Here is a 19,785-nt window from a genome sequence, read left to right as displayed (position 1 = left end):
CGGCGGCGCTCGGCAATTTCGAAAGGTAGAGCTCGATGACCGGCAGCGTGACGGCCAGGGGCCGCGAGGTTCTGGATCTTCTGTGGCAGCGGGGCCGCGACTTCCTCGGCACGGAGACCGCCATCATGGGCGGCGCCATGTCCTGGGTTTCGGAACGCCATCTGGTGGCGGCGCTGTCCAATGCCGGCGGCTTCGGCGTTCTCGCCTGCGGCGCCATGACGCCGGCCCTGCTGGAAGCCGAGATCGCGGGCACCCAGGGCCTGACCGCCAAGCCCTTCGGCGTCAATCTGATCACCATGCATCCCCAACTCGACGAGCTGATCGACGTCTGCATCGCGGCCAGGGTCGGCCACGTCGTGCTGGCGGGCGGCCTGCCGCCCAAGGGGGCCATCGACAAGGTGAAGGCCTCGGGCGCCAAGGTCGTCTGCTTCGCGCCGGCGCTGGCGCTGGCCAAGAAGTTCGTCCGCTCGGGCGTCGACGCCCTGGTGATCGAGGGCATGGAGGCGGGCGGCCACATCGGCCCGGTTTCCACCGCCGTGCTGGCCCAGGAGATCCTGCCGGTGATCCGCGAGGTCCCGGTCTTCGTCGCCGGCGGCATCGGCCGGGGCGAGGCGATCGCCATGTATCTCGAGCTCGGCGCCTCGGGCGTCCAGCTCGGCACCCGCTTCGTCTGCGCGACCGAATCGATCGCGCATGCCAATTTCAAGAAGGCCTTCATCCGAGGTGCGGCGCGGGACGCCATTCCCTCGGTCCAGCTCGACCCGAGATTCCCCGTGATCCCGGTTCGCGCCTTGCAGAATCAGGGCACGCGCCGCTTCATGGAGACCCAGGCGGAAGTCGTCGCCCGTTTCAATGCGGGCGAGATCGACAAGGATGCGGCGATGCTGGAGATCGAGCACTTCTGGGCCGGCGCGCTGCGCCGTGCCGTGATCGATGGCGACGTGGAGAACGGCTCGCTGATGGCGGGGCAGTCCGTCGGCATGGTCACGCGCGAGCAGCCGATGGCGGAAATCTTCGCCGAACTGCTGGATCAGGCGGCGGCGGCCCTCGAACATCGCTACGCCCCTCAGGCCGTGGCCGAACCCATGGTTTCGAGGGTGTGATGATGCCGGGCGCTGTCGGCGGCCCCCGTGTCCTCCTTCGGCGCCTGCGTGAAGTCATGGCGGGGCCGGGGACGGCCCAGGACCGCCTCGACCGCATCGTTCGCAACATCGCGGCCAATATGGTCGCGGACGTGTGCTCCATCTATCTGGTGCGCGCCGGGCGGCGGCTGGAACTCTTCGCCACCGAGGGCCTGAATCCCGAGGCGGTGCACAAGGCGACCCTGAAGGTGGGGGAGGGCCTGGTCGGCACCATCGCCGACACGGCGACGCCCCTCAGCCTGCCCGACGCCCAGGCCCATCCCAAATTCGCCTATCTGCCGGAGACCGGCGAAGAGATCTATCACTCCCTGATGGGCGTGCCGATCATCCGCCTCGGCCGCGTCGCCGGCGTCCTCGTGGTGCAGAACCGCACCATGCGCGAATACGACGAGGACGAGATCGACGCGATGCAGACCATCGCCATGGTCCTCGCCGAGCTGGTGGGGCAGGGCGATCTGGTCGATCCCGCCGAATTTTCCGAGAGCGAGGCGCGCCGGCGCGAACCCTATACCTATGACGGCGTCGGTCTCGCGGAAGGTCTGGCGCTCGGCGAAGCCGTGCTGCACGAGCCCCGCGTCGCCATCGAGCGCCTGATCGCGGAGGATCCCCAGGCCGAGCTGAACCGCCTGAATCTCGCCATGTCGAGCCTGCGGCGGCGCATCGACGCCATGCTGGACGAACAGGACGTGCTGGCGGGCGAGCACCGCGACATCCTCGAAGCCTATCGCATGTTCGCCCACGACCGGGGCTGGCGCGACAAGATCGAGGAGGCGATCAAATCGGGCCTGACCGCCGAGGCGGGCGTCGAACGGGTGCAGATGGAAACCCGCGCCCGCATGGGCACGATCACCGATCCCTATCTGCGCGAACGCCTGTCGGATCTGGAAGATCTGGCCAACCGCCTGCTGCGCCATCTGGCCGGCAAGACCGAGACAGCCGCCGGTGACGAACTGCCGGAAGAGGCGATCCTGGTCGCCCGCACCATGGGCCCCGCCGAACTCCTGGACTACGACCGTTCGCGGGTGAAGGCGGTGGTGCTGGAGGAAGGCTCGCCCACCAGCCATGTCGCGATCGTCGCGCGGGGCCTCGGCATCCCTGTCGTCGGCGGCTGCGACCGCGTGCTGGAGCGCGTGGAGCCGGGCGACATGGTGGTCGCCGACGGCGACACCGGCCAGGTGATCTTCCGCCCGACGCCCGAGGTCGCCGCCGCCTTCCTCGAGAACCTGCGCATCCGGACCGAGCAGCGCGCGGAATATGCCCAGTACCGCAACATGCCCGCCGTCTCGAAGGACGGCGTCGCGGTGAAGCTCTACATGAACGCGGGCCTGACGGTCGACCTGCCCCATCTGGACGAGACCGGGGCGGACGGCATCGGCCTGTTCCGCACCGAACTGCAGTTCATGGTCGCCTCGACCATGCCGCGGCTGCAGCAACAGATCGAACTCTATGGCAACGTCCTCGACGCGGCGGGGGACCTGCCGGTGATCTTCCGCACCCTCGACGTCGGGGGCGACAAGGTGCTGCCCTATCTGGGCGCCCACCGCGAGGAGAATCCGGCGCTCGGCTGGCGGGCGATCCGCCTCGTGCTCGATCGCCCGGCCCTGCTGCGCTATCAGCTTCGCGCGCTGCTCATGGCGGGCGCCGGGCGCACGCTCTACATCATGTTCCCCATGGTCGCGGACGTCGCCGAATTCCGCCAGGCGCGTCAGATCCTGGAAAAGGAGTGTCGGCGCCTGGAACGACTCGGCCGCGCCCTGCCGAAGGCGATCCGCGTCGGCACCATGCTGGAGGTGCCGGCGCTCGCCTATCAGCTTCAGGCCCTGCTGCCGCTGGTCGACTTCATTTCGATCGGCTCCAACGATCTGCTGCAGTTCTTCTTCGCGGCCGATCGGGGCAATCCCAAGGTCGCGGGGCGCTATGATCTGCTGGCACCGGCCGCCCTGAAGCTGCTGCGCGACATCTGCGCGGCCTGCGAGGCGGCGGGCGTGCCGGTCTCCCTCTGCGGCGAGATGGCGGGCCGGCCGCTGGAAGCCATGGCCTTGATCGGCCTCGGTTTTCGCTCGATCTCGATGAATGCCGTGTCGATCGGGCCGGTGAAGGCTATGCTGCGGGGGCTCGACGTCGGCGAACTGCGGGCCTATATCGCGCGGCTGATCGACGGGCCGGACAGAACCCTGCGTGGCAAGATCGAAAGCTTTGCCCGCGATCATGGTGTTCGCGTCTGAGCCGCGCGAACGGCCCGCCAAGCCCCTGGAATCGGGGGATTAACCGAGTTGCGTTGACCGGCGGACCTTCTTATGGTGGCGACAGCATTTCTCGGAAATGTAGATGCCTCCGCTTGCTGTTTTCGGATCCGTCGAGGCGGCGGACCGTAGAGATGTACTACCCGAGGCGTTGCGAGAGTTTCGATGGCACTGGGCAAACGATCGCCACATGAAGTTCCGCCCGAAGAACCGCAAAACTATGCGGCGGCGGTGGACGACTACACGGTTTACGACGGCGTCGGCACCTATCTGCGCGATGCGCGCCTTTCCTATGGCCGGACCACGGCCGAGGTCGGCGCCGCGCTGCGCATCAAGGCGTCACACCTCGACACGCTCGAGCGCGGCAGTACCGACGGTACCGCCGGGCTGACCTATGCCCTCGGCTATCTGCGCTCCTATGCCCATTACCTGGGGCTGGATGCGGACGCCGTGGTCGCCGCCTTCAAGGCCGAACTGAACCGCGAACCCGAGGAACGGCCGCTGGTCTTTCCGGCGCCGGTGCAGGAAGCCAAATTCCCGACCGGCCGGGTGCTGGCGCTCTCGGTCGTGCTCGCCGTGGTCATCTACGGCGGCTACTACTATTTCTCGCGTTCCGACACGCTGACGGCGGAAGTGGTGCCGCCGGTGCCCGCCGAACTCGACGAGCAGAGCGCGGCCGAACCGTCCTTCGCGCCGCCGCCCGCGCCGGCGGTGCCCGATCCCCGCTCGGCCCAGGCCGCCCAGCCCCCGCGCGAAATGGCGCCGCACGAACCGGAACTGCCGACGTCCGCCCTGACGGTCGAGCCCGGCGCGCCGGCGGTGCCCGGGGCGCTGCCGCGCGTCGTGCCCGCGCCGCCGGGGGCGACGCCCGCGCCCGCCCCGACGGATGTGGTGACGCCGTCGTCCGAACCCGCCCCGTCGCCCGAGGTGACCGCGTCGGCGGATCCGACGCAGCCGACGACCGCGCCGCCGGTTTCGGGCGAGGGCCGGGTGATCATCCGCGCCACCGCGCCGGCCTGGGTCCAGATCATGGGCGCCGGGCAGGAAGTGATCTTCACCAAGATCCTGCGGGCCGGCGATTCCTATACCGTGCCGGCGCGCGAGGATGCGGTGCTGGTGACCGGCAATGCCGGCGCCGTCGAGATCCTGGTCGACGGCCAGTCCATGGGCTTCCTGGGCGAGGCCGGGCAGGTGCGCCGGAACGTACCCCTCGATCCCGAGAAGCTGCTGAACGGCGCGGCGCGGCCTCCGGCCTGACGCCGCCCGGAAGACCGACGACCGGACGACATCGGATCAGATCATGACGCTCCGCGCCTATCGCCAGATCCAGCGCCGCAAGTCGCGGCAGATCATGGTGGGCTCCGTGCCCGTCGGCGGCGATGCTCCGATCTCGGTGCAGACCATGACCAATACGGTCACGGCCGATATCGAGGGCACCATCGCCCAGATCCGCGCCGCCGAGGCGGCGGGCGTCGACATCGTCCGCGTGTCCTGCCCCGACGAGGATGCGACGGCGGCGCTGAAGCACATCGTCCAGGCCGTGCAGGTGCCGGTCGTCGCCGACATCCACTTCCACTACAAGCGCGCCATCGAGGCGGCGGAGGCGGGCGCGGCGTGCCTGCGCATCAATCCGGGCAACATCGGCTCGGCCGCGCGGGTGAAGGAAGTCGTGAAGGCGGCCAAGGATCACGGCTGCTCCATGCGGATCGGCGTCAATGCCGGCAGCCTGGAGCGCGAACTGCTGGAGCGCTACGGCGAGCCCTGTCCCGAGGCGATGGTCGAATCCGCGCTCAATCACGCCCGCATCCTCGAAGACAATGACTTCACCGAATTCAAGATCAGCGTGAAGGCATCCGACGTCTTCCTGGCGGTCGCCGCCTATCAGGGCCTGTCGGAAGCCTGTGATTATCCCCTGCACCTCGGCGTGACCGAGGCGGGCGGCATGATCACCGGCACCGTCAAATCCTCGATCGGCATCGGCTCGTTGCTCTGGGCCGGCATCGGCGACACGATCCGCGTCTCCCTCTCGGCCGAGCCGGTCGAGGAGGTGAAGGTCGGCTTCGAGATCCTGAAGGGCCTCGGGCTGCGGCACCGGGGCGTCTCCATCGTCTCCTGCCCGTCCTGCGCGCGCCAGGCCTTCCAGGTCATCAAGACCGTGGAGATCCTGGAGCAGCGCCTCGCCCATATCTCGACCCCGATCACGCTCTCGATCATCGGCTGCGTCGTCAACGGCCCAGGCGAGGCGCGGGAGACCATGATCGGCGTCACCGGCGGCGGCAACGGCAACCACATGGTCTATGTGAACGGCCTGACCGACCACAAGATCGACGACGGCCGCATGATCGACCATGTGGTCGAACTGGTCGAGAAACGCGCGGCCGAGATCGAGGCCGCGAAGACGACCGGCGCCGAAGCGGCCGAATAGCAATTCATTCTGGATTCATGCGCCATGGCGGGGCATAGCCTGCCGTGGCCCTCTCACGTGGCATCATCGAGGTACGAAAATGGCAGCCCTGCAGCCCGTTCGCGGAACGCACGACCTTCTCGGCGAGGACGCGCGGCGCCATGCCCATATCGTCGCCACCTTCAAGTCGGTGGCCTATCGCTATGGCTTTCAGGATATCTCGACGCCGATCTTCGAATTCTCCGAAGTCTTCCACCGCACCCTGGGCGAGACCTCGGACGTCGTCTCGAAGGAGACCTATACCTTCACCGACCGGGGTGGCGAGTCGCTGACGCTGCGTCCCGAAATGACCGCCGGCATCGCGCGCGCCTTCATCTCGGGCGGGCTTGCCAAGGATCTGCCGCTGAAGCTCTGCGGTCACGGCCCGATGTTCCGCTACGAGCGCCCGCAGAAGGGCCGCATGCGCCAGTTCCACCAGGTCGACGTCGAGGTGCTGGGCGTGCCCGAGCCCCAGGCCGACATCGAGGTGCTGGCGCTGGGTGCCGATTTCCTGGCCGAACTGGGCCTGGCCGAGCGGGTCGAGCTGCATCTCAACACCCTGGGCGACGCCGAGAGCCGAAGCGCCTATCGCCAGGCCCTGATCGACTATTTCTCCGGTTTCAAGGATCGCCTCTCGGAAGACAGCGTGAAGCGCCTCGACCGCAACCCGATGCGCATCCTGGATTCGAAGGATGCGGGCGACCGCGAGATCGTGGCCGGCGCGCCGCGCATGCACGACTATATGAACGAGATCTCGCGCGATTTCTTCGCCAGGGTCCGTGCCGGCCTCGACGCGCTCGGCATCGCCTATACGATCGACGAGCGGCTGGTGCGCGGCCTCGACTACTACAGCCACACCGCCTGGGAATTCGTGACGACGGATCTCGGCGCCCAGGGCACGGTGCTGGGCGGCGGGCGCTATGACGGGCTGATCGCCCTGATGGGCGGGCCGCAGACCGCCGGCATCGGCTTCGCCGCCGGTATCGAGCGTCTGGCCATGATGATCGACACGCCGCCCCTGCCGGCCCGCGCCATCGCCGTGGTGCCGATCGGGCCGGCCGCGGAAGTGCCGGCGCTGGCGATCGCGCATCGCCTGCGCAAGGCCGGCTTCACGGTCGAGCAGGGCTATCGCGGCAATGTCGGCAAGCGCCTGGAACGGGCCGCCAAGGCCGGTGCCCGCGTCGCCCTGATGCTGGGCGATGACGAACTGGCGGCGGGCACGGTGAAATGCCGCGACCTCGACACGCGGGAGGAAAGCGCCGTGGCGTTGGATGCGCTGGAGACGGCGCTGGCGGCCTACCGCTGACATGATCCGCGACGACCAACTCGACCGCATCCTGCTGCGCCATGAGGCGCTGGGGGCCGAACTCGCCTCCGGCCAGCTTGCCGCTGGCGCCTTCACCAAGGCTTCGCGCGAATTGGCGGAACTGGACGGCGTGGTCGCGGCGATCCGCGATTTCCGGGCGAAGCGCGCCGAATTCGCCGATCTCGAGGCCCTGGCCGGGGATGCCTCGGCCGATGCCGAGATGCGCGAGATGGCACGGGCGGAGCGCGACGACCTGGCGGAAGAACTGCCGGCACTCGAACGCGCCGTCGCCATCGCGCTGCTGCCCAAGGACGCCGCCGACGAACGCTCCGCCATTCTCGAGATCCGCGCCGGCACCGGGGGCGAGGAGGCGGCGCTCTTCGCCCGCGACCTCTTCGGCATGTACACGCGCTATGCCGCCCTTCGCGGCTGGCGGGTCGAGCTGATGTCGGAATCGGAAGCCGAACACGGCGGCTACAAGGAGGTGATCGCCTCCATCGCCGGGGCCGGCGTCTTCGCGCGCCTCAAGTTCGAATCCGGCGTGCACCGGGTCCAGCGCGTGCCCGAGACCGAGGCGGGGGGGCGCATCCATACTTCCGCCGCGACCGTCGCCGTGCTGCCCGAAGCGGAGGAGGTGGACGTCGCCATCGACGAGAAGGACCTGCGCATCGACGTCTTCCGTTCGTCAGGGCCCGGCGGCCAGTCGGTGAACACGACGGATTCGGCCGTGCGCATCACCCATCTGCCGACCGGCATCGTGGTGCAGCAGCAGGACGAGAAGAGCCAGCACAAGAACAAGGCCAAGGCCATGAAGGTGCTGCGCGCCCGCCTCTTCGAAATGGAGCGCGAGAAGGCGGATGCGGAACGCGCGGCCAATCGCAAGGGCCAGGTCGGCTCCGGCGACCGGTCCGAGCGGATCCGCACCTATAATTTTCCGCAGGGGCGCGTGACCGATCACCGCATCAACCTGACCCTCTACAAGATCGACAAGGTGATCGCCGGCGATGCGCTGGACGAGGTGATCGATCCTCTGATCGCCGCCGACGAGGCGGCCCGCCTCGCGGAACTGGACGGGCAGGGCTAGGCCATGGGGCGCTGCGCTCCCTTCTCCTCTCGTCATCCCGGCGAAGGCCGGGATCTTCCTCCGCAGGAGCGCCCTTTTCTGCCAAAGGTCCCGGCCTGCGCCGGGACGACGGGCTGAAAACACCATGACCGCCCCGACGATCAAGGACCTGGTGAACGAGGCGGCATCGCGGTTGCGCATGGCGGGGGTCGAAGGCCCGCGCCGCGATGCCGAACTGATCGTCGCCCATGGTCTCGGTCTCGATCGGGCGGGGCTGATCGCCCATGGCGACGATCCGGTCGAACCGGGCAAGGCCGAGGCGATCCTGGCCCTGGCGGCGGAGCGGGCGGGGCGCCGGCCCATGGCCCAGATCCTCGGCCGGCGGGAATTCTGGAGCCTCGAATTCAAGGTCACGGCCGATACGCTCGACCCCCGCCCGGACACCGAAACCCTGGTGGAGGCGGTTCTCGCCGTCATCGGGCTGCGGCGCTGGAAGCCGCTCCGCATTCTCGACCTCGGCACCGGCACGGGCTGTATCCTGGCCGCCCTGCTCAGCGAGTGCCCGGCGGCCAGCGGTGTCGGCGTCGACCGTTCCGCGGCGGCCGTCGCCGTCGCCCGCGAGAACATGGCGGCGCTGGGGCTCGCGCCCCGGGCGCGCATCGTCGAGGGCGACTGGACGGCGGGGCTGTCGGGGCCGTTCGACGTCATCGTCTCGAACCCGCCCTATATTCCCGAGGCCGACGTCGCCCGCCTGGCGCCCGAGGTCCGGCTGTTCGAGCCGCGCATGGCCCTGACCCCGGGGGGTGACGGGCTCGACGCCTATCGCGCCATCGTCGCTTCGGTCGGGGCGGTGGCGGCCCCCGGCGCCGTGATCGCCTTCGAGGTCGGCATCGGCCAGGCCGATGCTGTCGCCCGTCTGATGACCGATGCGGGCTTCGGCCCCGTCGCCCAGCGCGCTGATCTGGCCGGCATCGCGCGCGCCGTCGTCGGACGCGCCTAGGCCGCGGTGGCGCTATACCCCCGTAAGACCTTGGTCGCAAATGCCGCAAGCGCCAAAAAAACCTTGGAAATCCGCGCCTGCGCCGCTAGTTTCATGGCTAGAGATTGTGCGGCGGAAATGCCGCGAGAGGATGGGCTGGCAATCTCTCCGATCATCCCGGCGTCGTGCCTGCCGCGCGTTTCGACTCTGTCGAGATGGCGCCGCTCTAGACGCTCGCCCCGCATTCCAGATGGAATTGAGCGAAAGTAGCCATCGTCCATGAGATCAGGACAGCACAGCAAGCGCCCGCGCGGCGGCCGCCAGAGCAACGGCGGGCGCAAAACGTCCCACGGCCCCAATCGGACCTACGATTCGAACGGTCCCGACGTGAAGGTTCGGGGTACGGCCAATCATATCTACGAGAAGTATCAGCAGTTGGCGCGCGATGCGCAGTCGGCCGGTGATCGCGTCGCCGCCGAGAATTACCTGCAGCACGCCGAGCATTACTACCGCCTGATGCTGGCGAACAATCTGGTCACGCCGTCGCGCGGCAACGGCCAGCAGAATCAGCAGAATGGCAGCGGCATTCCCGGCCAGGGCGCCCAGCCCGACATGCCGCCCTTCGATCTGAGCCTGGCCAGCGCCGGCGACGATGCGGACGAGAACAACGACGACTTCTCGGCCGAGGCCGAACGCCTGTCGTCCTGATCCCGGGGGCGGCGGGCGGCTCTCGCCGCCTGCCCCTTGTGGCCGGCGCCCCTTTCGGCCGGCGTCGTGGTTCAGTCCGGCGCCCAGTGGGACGCGACCTGCGGAAAATCCCGTTTCATTTCGAGGATCAGGGGGCGATAGCGGGCCGCCAGTTTCCGGCGCGTGGCATCGTCCACCGGGATACCGGGACCCTGGTACACCGTGTCGCGGTAATCCTTGAAACAGCGCGGCTCGAAACCGATGCCGGCGATGCCGCAGACGTCGGCAAGCAGGCCGAGAGGGCGCGACGCGATATCCTCGTAGGACAGCAGGTGGAAACGCCCGGCCGGCCATATCGCCTGCCAGCGCCGAATGATGCCCGGGTAATCCTCGTGGCGGCGCACCCGCTCGTGATCGACGAAATGGCCGACCGACTCCGCCGTCCGCGGCAGGCCGTTGCGGATCACCTGCATGCGGGCGTGGCTGATCGCCCGCGCCACCGGGTGGCGCAGCAGATAGAGCACCTGGGCGTCGGGGCATAGTCTCAGTATATGTTCGATGCCGGCCTCGGGCAGGGGGGCGTAGGAGGTGGTGAAGTCCATCCGCCGCTGGCCGGCCCGCGCCCCCGCGAAAAGGCCGCGATACCAGTCGTCGTCGACCGTGACGCCCTTCATGGCGGCGGCGAATTCCAGTTCCTCGACCGTGCGCCGCGCCGTCCGGTGGCGCAGGACCCGCGTCACCACGGTCAGGCCGAATTCGTGCAGCCGGCTGGGCCGGATCTCCTGTTCGAGGCGCCGAGCGGCATTGGCCGCCCGGCGGGCGTGGAAGCTCGCCTCGCTCGGCACGTGGAGACTGTCGAAATAATGGATTTCCTTGAACACCGGCGCGAATACCGCCGGATGCCCGAGCAGCATCCGATGCAGCCAGGTGGTCCCCGCCTTCTGCGCGCCGATGCAGATGAGGTCGGCCGTCATTCCCTGCTCGCTTGCCATTTGCTGCCCTGCAACCTGCCAAGCAACGGCCGCCGCGTCCACCGGCAAAACCCGGCGGCCATTGTCGATGCCGCCCGGGAATGCGAACAATGTCGCTTCGAGAGGCGGCGGGGAGGCATTGGGCGTGGAACGATGGTCGTGGCTGCTGGCGCGAATCGCGCGGCGGCTCTGGTTCAGGGCCTCTCTCTATGGCCTGGCCGGCATCCTGACGGCGCTGATGGCGCTGCTGGCCGATCCCTTCATCCCGGAGGAGGTGACGCGCAACGTCGGCACCGAGGCCGTGGGGGCGATTCTCTCGATCATGGCCTCCAGCATGCTGGCGGTGACCACCTTCTCCCTCGGTATCATGGTTTCGGCGACATCGGCGGCGGCGGGCAGCGCGACGCCCCGGGCGGCGAACCTGCTGATGGAGGACGCGGCGGCGCAGTCGGCGCTCTCCACCTTTCTGGGCGCCTTCCTGTTCAGCCTCGTCGGCCTGATCGGCCTCAATGCCGACATCTATGGCGACGGCGGGCAGTTGGTGCTCTTCATCGCCACGCTGTCGATGATCGGCCTCGTCGTCATCACCCTGCTGCGGTGGATCAATCAGCTCACCCGCCTCGGCCGTCTCGGCGAGGTGATCGACCGGGTGGAGGCCGTGGCGGCGCGCACCATGGCCAATTACGCCGCCGATCCCCTCTACGGCTGCAATGTCGACCGGGGGCTGCAGGCGCCGGCCCGCGCCGTACCGGCCCTTGCCGTCGGCCATGTCCAGCACATCGACCTCGCCGCCCTCGCCGCCATCGCGGAGGAGCACCGCGTTCATATCCATGTCGCCGCGCGCACCGGCGCCTTCTGCGTGCCGGGCCGGCCCGTCGCCCATATCGTCTCGCCCGAGGTGGAGGATGCCCTGGCTCAGCGCGTGGCGCGCTGCTTCACCGTCGGCGATTCGCGCTCCTTCGACCAGGATCCGCGCTTCGGCCTCGTCGTGCTGACCGAGATCGCGTCCCGGGCGCTGTCGCCGGCGGTCAATGATCCGGGCACGGCGATCGACGTCGTCGGTACCCTGGTCCGGGTCCTGAGGACCGTCGCGAAGATAGAGCCCGCCGAAGTCACCAGGCCGCGCCTGCATGTCCCCCTGATCACGCCCGAGGACATGTTCGACGATGCCTTCGGCCCCATCGCCCGCGACGGCGCGGCCATGGTCGAGGTCGCGATCAAGCTGCAGAAGGCGCTCCGCGCGCTGGCCTCGATCGGGGACGAGGATTTCGCCGCCGCCGCCAACCGGCTGGCCGAGGAATCGATGGAGCGGGCGCTGGCGGCCCTGCCGTTCCAGGGCGACCGCCGCCGTCTCCGGGCCGAACGCATCTACGCCGAACCTTGAGCTTTCTCAAGGACGCGCCACCCTCTTGTGTTGCACGATGGCAACACCATATGGGTGTCCAAGGAGGGCGGACCCGACATCCGCCTGGAATGTGCAAGGGGATCCGGGATGGATTTCGAGAAATACACCGAACGGGCGCGGGGCTTCGTGCAGTCGGCCCAGGGTCTGGCGCTGCGCAGCGGGCATCAGCGCTTCACGCCCGAACATCTGGCCAAGGTATTGCTCGACGACGAGCAGGGTCTCGCCGCGTCGCTGATCAAGGCGGCGGGCGGCAAGCCCGAGGCGGCGCTGGCCGGGATCGAGGCCGAACTCGCCAAGATGCCCAAGGTGGAAGGCCAGGGCGCCGGCCAGCTCTATCTGGCGCCGGAGACGGCGCGCCTCTTCGATGCCGCCGAACAGGTGGCGAAGAAGGCGGGCGACAGTTTCGTCACCGCCGAACGGCTCCTCCTTGCCCTCGTCATGGCGGCGGGCACGCCGGCGGCCGAGGTGTTCAAGAAGGCCGGCGTCACGCCCCAGGCGCTCTCCAAGGCGATCGACGACCTGCGCAAGGGCCGCACGGCCGACAGCGCGTCCGCCGAGGACAGCTATGACGCCCTGAAGAAATACGCCCGCGACCTGACGGCGGCGGCGCGCGACGGCAAGCTCGACCCGGTGATCGGCCGCGACGAGGAGATCCGCCGCACCATCCAGGTACTCTCGCGCCGGACCAAGAACAATCCCGTGCTGATCGGCGAGCCCGGCGTCGGCAAGACCGCGATCGCGGAGGGCCTGGCGCTTCGCATCGTCAACGGCGACGTGCCCGAATCCCTGAAGCACAAGCAGCTCATGTCCCTCGACCTCGGGGCCATGGTGGCGGGTGCCAAATATCGCGGTGAATTCGAGGAACGCCTGAAGGCGGTCCTGAACGAGATCACGGCGGCCGGCGACGTCATCATGTTCATCGACGAGATGCACACCCTGGTCGGCGCCGGCAAGACCGACGGCGCGATGGATGCCTCCAACCTGCTGAAGCCGGCGCTGGCGCGCGGCGAGCTGCATTGCGTGGGCGCGACCACCCTCGATGAGTATCGTAAGCACGTCGAGAAGGACGCGGCGCTGGCGCGGCGCTTCCAGCCCGTCTTCGTCGACGAGCCGACGGTGGAGGACACGATCTCCATCCTGCGCGGCCTGAAGGAGAAATACGAACTCCACCACGGTGTGCGCATTTCCGACGTCGCCCTGGTGGCGGCCGCCAGCCTGTCGAACCGCTACATCACCGACCGCTTCCTGCCCGACAAGGCGATCGATCTGGTCGACGAGGCGGCGAGCCGGCTGCGCATGGAAGTCGATTCCAAGCCAGAGGCCCTGGACGAGCTGGATCGCAAGATCATGCAGATGCAGATCGAGCGCGAAGCCCTGAAGAAGGAAGACGACAAGGCGTCCAAGGAACGCCTGGTCAAGCTCGAGAAGGATCTGGCCGAACTGGAGCAGGAATCGGCCGAGATGACCGCGAAATGGCGGGCCGAGAAGGACAAGCTGTCGTCACAGCAGAAGTTGACCGAACAGCTCGACGCGGCGCGCTCGGAACTGGAGCAGGCGCAGCGCAAGGGTAACCTGGCCCGTGCCGGCGAACTCGCCTATGGCGTGATCCCGGACCTGACCCGGAAGCTCGAGGAAGCGCAAGGCGCGGCGGAGGCCGACAATGCCCGCGAAGCGGTGACGGAAGAGGATATCGCCGCCGTCGTCTCGCGCTGGACCGGCATTCCCGTCGACAAGATGCTGTCGGGCGAGCGCGAGAAGCTGCTGCGCATGGAACAGCTCCTGGCCAGCCGCGTGGTCGGCCAGCCGGAAGCGGTCTCGGCCGTCTCCAACGCGGTGCGCCGGGCGCGCGCCGGCCTGCAGGATGCCTCGCGTCCCATCGGCTCCTTCCTGTTCCTCGGCCCGACCGGTGTCGGCAAGACCGAGCTGACCAAGGCGCTGGCGGAATTCCTGTTCGACGACGACAGCGCCATGGTGCGCATCGACATGTCGGAATTCATGGAGAAGCATGCGGTCTCCCGCCTGATCGGCGCGCCTCCGGGCTATGTCGGCTACGAGGAAGGCGGCGTCCTGACCGAGGCGGTTCGCCGCCGGCCCTATCAGGTGATCCTGTTCGACGAGGTCGAGAAGGCGCACCCGGATGTCTTCAACGTGCTCCTTCAGGTGCTGGACGACGGGCGTCTCACCGACGGTCAGGGCCGCACGGTCGACTTCCGCAACACGGTGATCATCCTGACATCGAACCTGGGCGGCGAATTCCTGGCGTCCGAGGATGCGGAAGCCAATCCGGGCCGCACGCGGGACATGGTGATGGGCGCGGTCCGGGCCGCGTTCCGGCCGGAATTCCTGAACCGGCTGGACGAAATCGTCCTCTTCAACCGGCTGGGCCGGGGCGAGATGACGGGCATCGTCGAGATCCAGCTCGGCCGCCTGCGGAAGCTGCTGGCGGAACGCAAGATCGCCATGGAACTGGACCAGGCCGCCAAGGAATGGCTGGGCGAGGCGGGTTACGACCCGGTCTATGGTGCCCGTCCGCTGAAGCGGGTGATCCAGCGCAATCTGCAGAACCCGCTGGCCGAACTGATCCTCGAAGGCGAGATCGCCGAGGGCGATACGGTGAAGGTCTCGGCCGAAGCCGGCAAGCTGGTGATCAACGGCCGCGAGGTCGACATCGACGCGGACATCCTGAAGCCGAAGCCCGCAGCCTTCATGTCCAGCCTCGAAGGCAATGCCTGAATAGACTGGGCCCGACGAGAAGGGACCCGACGAGAAGGGGCGCCCCCAGCGGGCGCCCCGCTTTTTTTCAGCGCGGGAAGCAGCGCCGGAACGTCGCCATCAGGCGTCGGTCGCCCTTCAGGCGCAGCTTGCCGCCGACGACCGCGCGCCAGGGCTTCAGCCTGCCCGCGACGATGGCGAGCCAGGCGTCGCTGTCCGCCTCGATCCTCAGGCCGGGCGTGCCGCGCAGGCCGGGGGTGACCTTCAGCTTCGCCCCTTCGATACGCACCGTCGCTTCCGCCGCCTCGCGGCCCGTGAAGCGGAAATGCCAGCAGGCGTCGATGCCCTTGGCCTTTCGCCACTGGAACCCCAGGGTCAGCCCGAACAGGAATGCGCGGATGGAGCCGGGCTTCACGCCGGCGCGCACCACCTTGGCGGTCTTGGCCGGGAACCGCCGGGCGACCCATTCCTGGGCATCCGACCGGTCGGTGACATAGACGGTTTCCGCCCGATCGCGAAGCGGATGGGCGACGCGCTCGATGAAGCCGCGCCGGTCGTCGAGATAGGGGCCGATGACCTCTTCCCCTGCCGGGCAGACCGACAGGCAATAGGCCGCCTTGTAGCCGGGCTTGTAGGCGAGGCTCTGCCACATGGAGACGGTCTCGGCCGGGGCGACGCGCCGCTCGTAATCGGCGGCGTCGCGGGCGTCGGCGATGTCGTCGACCCAGCTCTTGAAGCCGCCGAGAAAGTCCCGGTAGTTGTGGGTGTAGCAGGCGGTGAAATTGAAATCGCCGTCGGGCCCGATCGCCCCGACCGGGCAGGCCGCGACGCAGAGATTGCACGACAGGCAGGGATTATAGTCGAGGGGGCGGGCTTCCTCCGTCAGGGCGGCGTCGATCAGCACGGTGCCGAGCAGGACGAAATTGCCGAAACGCGGATGGATCAGGTTGCGGTGCAGGCCCATGCGGCCGAGACCCGCCGCCTCGGCGATCGGCTTGTGGGAGACGGCCCAGGTCTTGCCCGGGAAATCCTGCACCTCCATCGGAAAGGCCGCGACCGTGTTCAGGGCATCGATGCCGATCTCGCCGAGGCGGCGCACGATCCGCCGCGCCGCCGCGTTCACCGCGTCATAGCCTTCGTGGAATTCGGCATTGGCGATGGAGCGGACGGCGGAGCGCACCGGCGCCTCGTTCATGCGGCAGACCAGCGACAGCACCACGCGCGTCCCTGGAAAGCAGCGCAGGATATCCGCGCGCTGCCCGTCCAGGGCCGGATTGTCGATCGAGAGGGCGGCCGCGTCGTCGGCGCCCGCCTCGAGGGCGAGGGCATGGAACCAGTCCTGGTCCCGGGGCGGCGAGGGGGCGGGGGGCGTGCGCCCGGCCATGCGCAGGATCGTCGGATGGTCGCGGTTCATGGCGGCTCCTTTGTATTATGATCTTAATTTAATAAGGCGTGGCGAAAGGCCGTCCGTCCGGCCGCTGCGAGTCAGGCCAGGAGGTATTCGATGGCGTTGTCGAGCTGGGCGCGGGCGGCGGTCTCGTCCGGCGCCAGACGGGCCAGGGTGAGGGTGCCGATCATGGTGGCGAGCATGGTGCCGGCATCGGCCGGCGGGCGGCCCAGGGCCGCCAATCCCTCCGCCAGCAGGGCGCGCATGCGGTCGTATTGCAGGTGCAGCCGCGCCCGGGTCTCGGGCGGCAGGCGGGCGAGGTCGCTGCCGAGCGCGGCGAAGGTACAGCCGTCTTCCGGCGCGCGGCAGTGCTGCGGGCTCAGATAGGCTGCGACCACGGCACGCAGCCGCGCCTCGGGCGGAAAGCCCTCGGCATGGCGGCGCAGGCGCCCGATGGTGAAGTCGAGGGCGGCATCGAGGGCGTCGGCCACCAGGGCGTCGCGGGACGGGAAATGGGCATAGAAGGCGCCGTTGGTCAGGCCGGCGCGCGCCATGATCGCTGACAGGCCGACACCGTCGATCCCCTTCTGCCGCAGCAGATGGGCGGCGGCATCCAGAATCTTCTCCCGCGAGCGGTCCTTGTGGTCGGCGGCATAGCGCATGATGGCCTCATCTTTATATTAAGATTATAATATAAAAATGAGGCCGCGATCAAGCGATGAGACGGGAAGCCGGATCAGGACGAAACGGGCAGGCAGACCAGGTTCAGGCCGACGTTGCCGCTCTTGGCCACGGCGGCCTTGGTGGCCAGTTCGAGCGCGCCATTGTGCAGCACATAGGCTTCATAGCCGAGCGCCTTCAGTTCGGCGTGGAGCGGTGCCCAGCGCGGGTTGTCGGCGAAGCCCAGAACCTCGATCAGCATGTTGGGCCGGTCCCGCAGGATGATCTCGCGGGCGCCCCGCACCACCGGAATCTCGTGATCCTCGGCATCGATCTTGATGAAGCCGCAGGGGCCGATGCCTTCGTCGTCCAGGCGCACGCATTTCACCTGCGCGGCCCTCGTGCCGGCATCGTCGTAGCGTTCGATCGAGCCCTGATTGTGGGCCAGCGAGCCGTCGGCGCGGACGGGCACCCGCAGGGTCACCTCGCCCGGCGCATCCGAGACGGCGGCCTGGCGCACCTCGACATTGGCGGGCATGCCGCGCGCCAGATAGTCGGCGATCCAGGGGCTCGGCTCATAGGCGATGACGCGGCTGGCGCGGGCGGCGAGGGGGATCGTGTAGACGCCCCGGTTGGCGCCAACGTCGATGGCGACCATCCCCGGCTTCACCAGCATGGGCAGCAGATCATATTCGCGGTCGCCCCGGCGGCGGCGGGTATGGCGAATGCGGAGCGACCGGCCCCAGAGATAGATCCGCGTGAACATGAGGGTCTGAATTCCGTTTCGTGGCTGTGGCGAAGCCTATAGCGCAGCCCGGCGTCCGACAGAAGCCTCTTGCCGGATCGGCGGCGCCGTCGTTCAGGGCTCGTTGTCCGCCTGGACCACGGGGTCGACCCAGGCGGTCAGCACCGGCAGGCTGTCCAGCAGGCGGTCGATCTCGGTCCGGCGCCTCTTGAAGGCGGCCAGTTCCTTGCCGCCGAGGGTGCGGCCGGACTGGAAGCGGACACCTTTCGGATTGACCTGCTTGCCGTCCGCCAGGATCTCGTAATGCAGATGCGGCCCGGTCGAGCGTCCGGTGGTGCCGACATAGCCGATGGTCTGGCCCTGGCGCACCCGGCTGCCCGGCTTCAGGCCCTTGGCGAAGCGCGAAAGATGGGCATAGGCGGTCGCATATTTGCCGCTGTGCTTCACCCTGATGTAATTGCCGTAGGAGCCGGCACGGCCGATCTTGGCGATGGTGCCGTCGCCCGCCGCATAGATCGGCGTGCCGCGCGGGGCGGCGAAATCGATGCCCTTGTGCATCTTCGAATAGCCGAGCACGGGATGGCGGCGCATGCCGAAGCCCGACGATATGCGCGCCCCGTCGATCGGCGTGCGCAGCAGCGCCTTGCGCACGCTTTCGCCCTTGGCGTTGAAATAATCGGGAATGCCGTCGTCGCTCGGCGTATAGCGGTAGATCGGCGTGTTGTCGTCGCGCAGCGTCATCCTCGCATAGAGGATCTCGCCCCATTTCAGGGTGCGGCCGTCCGGATCCTGCAGGCGCTCCACCAGCAGTTCGAATCTGTCGCCAGCGTGGATGTCGCGCTGGAAGTCGATGTCATAGGAGAACATGCGGATCAGTTCGGTCGTCACCGAGGCCGGCACGCCCGCCCGGCTGGCGGAGGCGAAGAGACTGTCGTCGATGGTGGCGGCGATCCGCGTCGGCACGGCGGTCAGTTCCGTCCGCTCCTCGGCCGCGCTCAGGGCGCCGTCGGTGCCCCGGGTCAGGCGGATGCGGCGGTCGACGTCCGTATCGAAGGCGAGTTCGGCGAGGCGCGGCGCTTCCGAGTCCTCACCTTCTGCGGGCGGCATCAGCGACAGGCTCAATTCCTGGCCGACGCGCAGGTCGCGCGGATTGAACAGCGGCCGCAGCGCCTCGACCGTGTCATAGGCTTCGCGGCGCGACAGGCCGGCACCGGTCAGGATGGAGGTCAAGGTATCGCCCTGGGTGACGGAGACCAGTTCCTGCTCCATCTCGCTGCCGGCGATGTCCTCGGGCTCCGGCGGCTCGACCTCAGGGTCGGCCATGGGGGCGGGCAGCACGACATTGTCGACCGCGTCCTCGTCCGCGGGACCGACCAGGGCGAGGGCGGGGCGCTCGGGCAATTGGTCTTCCGTCACCGCGACCAGATCGTCGTCACCGTCGTTGCCGAAGAAGCCGCCGACGGCGAAACCGGCGCCGAGGCCGATCGCGGCGGCCAGTGCCACGGATGCCACCAGGCGCCCGACCGGTGTCCGCGCCCGCGGCGGCAGCGAATGGCTGACGATGGTGCGCAGCAGGGGATTGGGTACGGCTTCCGTCCGCCGGTTGAACTTGTCGCCTACGAACGGGGGCTTTTTGGCAGACACGGAGCGCGGCCTCTAAGGGAAGGGAATCACTTGAATAAGGGCGAAAATACCTGCCCCGAGGCACCTTCATATCGAAGGCGCGCGGCGTCAACCCGAAGGGCGCCGCTATGGTAAATGCGCCGCGCGGGAAATCGTCACCGGATCTTCAAAAAAGCTCTTGCGCACCCCATATGAGTCGTCCTACAAACCGCGCCTCGCCGGGCGGTGGCCTTGAGTTGGATTTGTCTGGCGGGCTGTTGGTCTTGGTTTTGATCCGCTGTTGAGGCGCGAAGAGGGACTGGGGTTGACGGTAGGGTTTGTGGCTTGTAGAAGCTGCGGCCCTGTGGTTTGGGGCGGTAACGTCCTGGGTCACAGTCCGGGTGTTGGTTCTGGAAGATTTCTGGAAAAAACGTCTTGAC

15 protein-coding genes are annotated in these 19,785 nt (G+C 68.2%); 10 read left to right on the top strand and 5 right to left on the bottom strand.

Features of this window, described 5'->3' with window-relative positions; all coding sequences use genetic code 11:
- Positions 1-35 precede the first annotated feature (35 nt).
- From L2U69_RS15395 to L2U69_RS15360, 8 genes are all read left to right on the top strand, one after another.
- The gene (locus tag L2U69_RS15395) at positions 36-1,103 is read left to right on the top strand and encodes an NAD(P)H-dependent flavin oxidoreductase (RefSeq protein ID WP_236108020.1); all 1,068 of its coding nucleotides are present in this window, start codon (positions 36-38) and stop codon (positions 1,101-1,103) included.
- The gene (gene ptsP / locus L2U69_RS15390; RefSeq protein WP_236108019.1) at positions 1,103-3,367 is read left to right on the top strand and encodes a phosphoenolpyruvate--protein phosphotransferase; all 2,265 of its coding nucleotides are present in this window, start codon (positions 1,103-1,105) and stop codon (positions 3,365-3,367) included. The genes L2U69_RS15395 and ptsP overlap by 1 nt, the downstream gene beginning before the upstream one ends.
- Positions 3,368-3,616: 249 nt before the next feature.
- On the top strand, positions 3,617-4,642 hold the full coding sequence (locus tag L2U69_RS15385) for a helix-turn-helix domain-containing protein (RefSeq protein WP_236108018.1): 1,026 nt from the start codon (positions 3,617-3,619) through the stop codon (positions 4,640-4,642).
- Between the two features lie 43 nt (positions 4,643-4,685).
- On the top strand, positions 4,686-5,810 hold the full coding sequence (gene ispG, locus L2U69_RS15380; protein ID WP_236108017.1) for a flavodoxin-dependent (E)-4-hydroxy-3-methylbut-2-enyl-diphosphate synthase: 1,125 nt from the start codon (positions 4,686-4,688) through the stop codon (positions 5,808-5,810).
- A 79-nt stretch (positions 5,811-5,889) separates the two neighbouring features.
- Positions 5,890-7,134, top strand: a complete 1,245-nt coding sequence (gene hisS / locus L2U69_RS15375; protein WP_236108016.1) for a histidine--tRNA ligase — start codon at positions 5,890-5,892, stop codon at positions 7,132-7,134.
- Position 7,135: 1 nt separating this feature from the next.
- Entirely contained in the window at positions 7,136-8,218 is a 1,083-nt protein-coding gene (gene prfA, locus L2U69_RS15370; RefSeq protein WP_236108015.1) for a peptide chain release factor 1, read from the top strand.
- Between the two features lie 124 nt (positions 8,219-8,342).
- A complete protein-coding gene (gene prmC / locus L2U69_RS15365; RefSeq protein WP_236108014.1) occupies positions 8,343-9,197 on the top strand; it encodes a peptide chain release factor N(5)-glutamine methyltransferase in 855 nt (284 codons plus the stop codon).
- Between the two features lie 258 nt (positions 9,198-9,455).
- A complete protein-coding gene (locus L2U69_RS15360) occupies positions 9,456-9,884 on the top strand; it encodes a DUF4167 domain-containing protein (protein WP_236108013.1) in 429 nt (142 codons plus the stop codon).
- A gap of 71 nt (positions 9,885-9,955) precedes the next feature.
- On the opposite strand, the gene L2U69_RS15355 is transcribed toward L2U69_RS15360, so the two are convergent.
- Positions 9,956-10,837: a sulfotransferase family protein gene (locus tag L2U69_RS15355; protein WP_236108012.1), complete on the bottom strand. Its 882-nt coding sequence runs from the start codon at positions 10,835-10,837 to the stop codon at positions 9,956-9,958.
- 142 nt (positions 10,838-10,979) lie between these two features.
- Between L2U69_RS15355 and L2U69_RS15350 the strand changes: the two genes are divergently transcribed.
- Together L2U69_RS15350 and clpB are read left to right on the top strand one after the other, a co-directional pair.
- Positions 10,980-12,218, top strand: coding sequence for a DUF2254 domain-containing protein (locus L2U69_RS15350; RefSeq protein ID WP_236108011.1), 1,239 nt, complete (start codon positions 10,980-10,982; stop codon positions 12,216-12,218).
- Between the two features lie 108 nt (positions 12,219-12,326).
- On the top strand, positions 12,327-14,972 hold the full coding sequence (gene clpB / locus L2U69_RS15345; RefSeq protein WP_236108010.1) for an ATP-dependent chaperone ClpB: 2,646 nt from the start codon (positions 12,327-12,329) through the stop codon (positions 14,970-14,972).
- Positions 14,973-15,039: 67 nt separating this feature from the next.
- Here the strand turns inward: clpB and L2U69_RS15340 are convergent, their stop codons facing one another.
- The 4 genes from L2U69_RS15340 to L2U69_RS19295 all read right to left on the bottom strand — a co-directional run bounded on the left by L2U69_RS15340 (position 15,040) and on the right by L2U69_RS19295 (position 19,387).
- Entirely contained in the window at positions 15,040-16,365 is a 1,326-nt protein-coding gene (locus tag L2U69_RS15340) for an SCP2 sterol-binding domain-containing protein (protein WP_236108009.1), read from the bottom strand.
- Positions 16,366-16,436: 71 nt separating this feature from the next.
- Positions 16,437-17,000 (bottom strand): TetR/AcrR family transcriptional regulator, encoded by a 564-nt coding sequence (locus L2U69_RS15335; protein WP_236108008.1) that lies wholly within the window; start codon positions 16,998-17,000, stop codon positions 16,437-16,439.
- A 74-nt stretch (positions 17,001-17,074) separates the two neighbouring features.
- On the bottom strand, positions 17,075-17,764 hold the full coding sequence (locus tag L2U69_RS15330) for an FkbM family methyltransferase (RefSeq protein ID WP_236108007.1): 690 nt from the start codon (positions 17,762-17,764) through the stop codon (positions 17,075-17,077).
- A 93-nt stretch (positions 17,765-17,857) separates the two neighbouring features.
- Positions 17,858-19,387, bottom strand: a complete 1,530-nt coding sequence (locus tag L2U69_RS19295; protein WP_236108006.1) for a M23 family metallopeptidase — start codon at positions 19,385-19,387, stop codon at positions 17,858-17,860.
- Positions 19,388-19,785: the final 398 nt, after the last annotated feature.

The sequence above is a fragment of the Zavarzinia marina genome, assembly GCF_021568905.1.
GTDB lineage: Bacteria > Pseudomonadota > Alphaproteobacteria > Zavarziniales > Zavarziniaceae > Zavarzinia > Zavarzinia marina.
Note: the sequence above shows the minus strand (reverse complement) of the source record. Positions and strands in the feature narration are given on the sequence as shown.

Coding starts and splice junctions, on each gene's coding strand:
- L2U69_RS15395 (WP_236108020.1), top strand. CDS start 36: ATGACCGGCAGCGTGACGGCCAGGGGCCGCGAGGTTCTGGATCTTCTG.
- ptsP (WP_236108019.1), top strand. CDS start 1,103: ATGATGCCGGGCGCTGTCGGCGGCCCCCGTGTCCTCCTTCGGCGCCTG.
- ispG (WP_236108017.1), top strand. CDS start 4,686: ATGACGCTCCGCGCCTATCGCCAGATCCAGCGCCGCAAGTCGCGGCAG.
- hisS (WP_236108016.1), top strand. CDS start 5,890: ATGGCAGCCCTGCAGCCCGTTCGCGGAACGCACGACCTTCTCGGCGAG.
- prfA (WP_236108015.1), top strand. CDS start 7,136: ATGATCCGCGACGACCAACTCGACCGCATCCTGCTGCGCCATGAGGCG.
- prmC (WP_236108014.1), top strand. CDS start 8,343: ATGACCGCCCCGACGATCAAGGACCTGGTGAACGAGGCGGCATCGCGG.
- L2U69_RS15360 (WP_236108013.1), top strand. CDS start 9,456: ATGAGATCAGGACAGCACAGCAAGCGCCCGCGCGGCGGCCGCCAGAGC.
- L2U69_RS15355 (WP_236108012.1), bottom strand. CDS start 10,837: ATGACGGCCGACCTCATCTGCATCGGCGCGCAGAAGGCGGGGACCACC.
- clpB (WP_236108010.1), top strand. CDS start 12,327: ATGGATTTCGAGAAATACACCGAACGGGCGCGGGGCTTCGTGCAGTCG.
- L2U69_RS15340 (WP_236108009.1), bottom strand. CDS start 16,365: ATGAACCGCGACCATCCGACGATCCTGCGCATGGCCGGGCGCACGCCC.
- L2U69_RS15335 (WP_236108008.1), bottom strand. CDS start 17,000: ATGCGCTATGCCGCCGACCACAAGGACCGCTCGCGGGAGAAGATTCTG.
- L2U69_RS15330 (WP_236108007.1), bottom strand. CDS start 17,764: ATGTTCACGCGGATCTATCTCTGGGGCCGGTCGCTCCGCATTCGCCAT.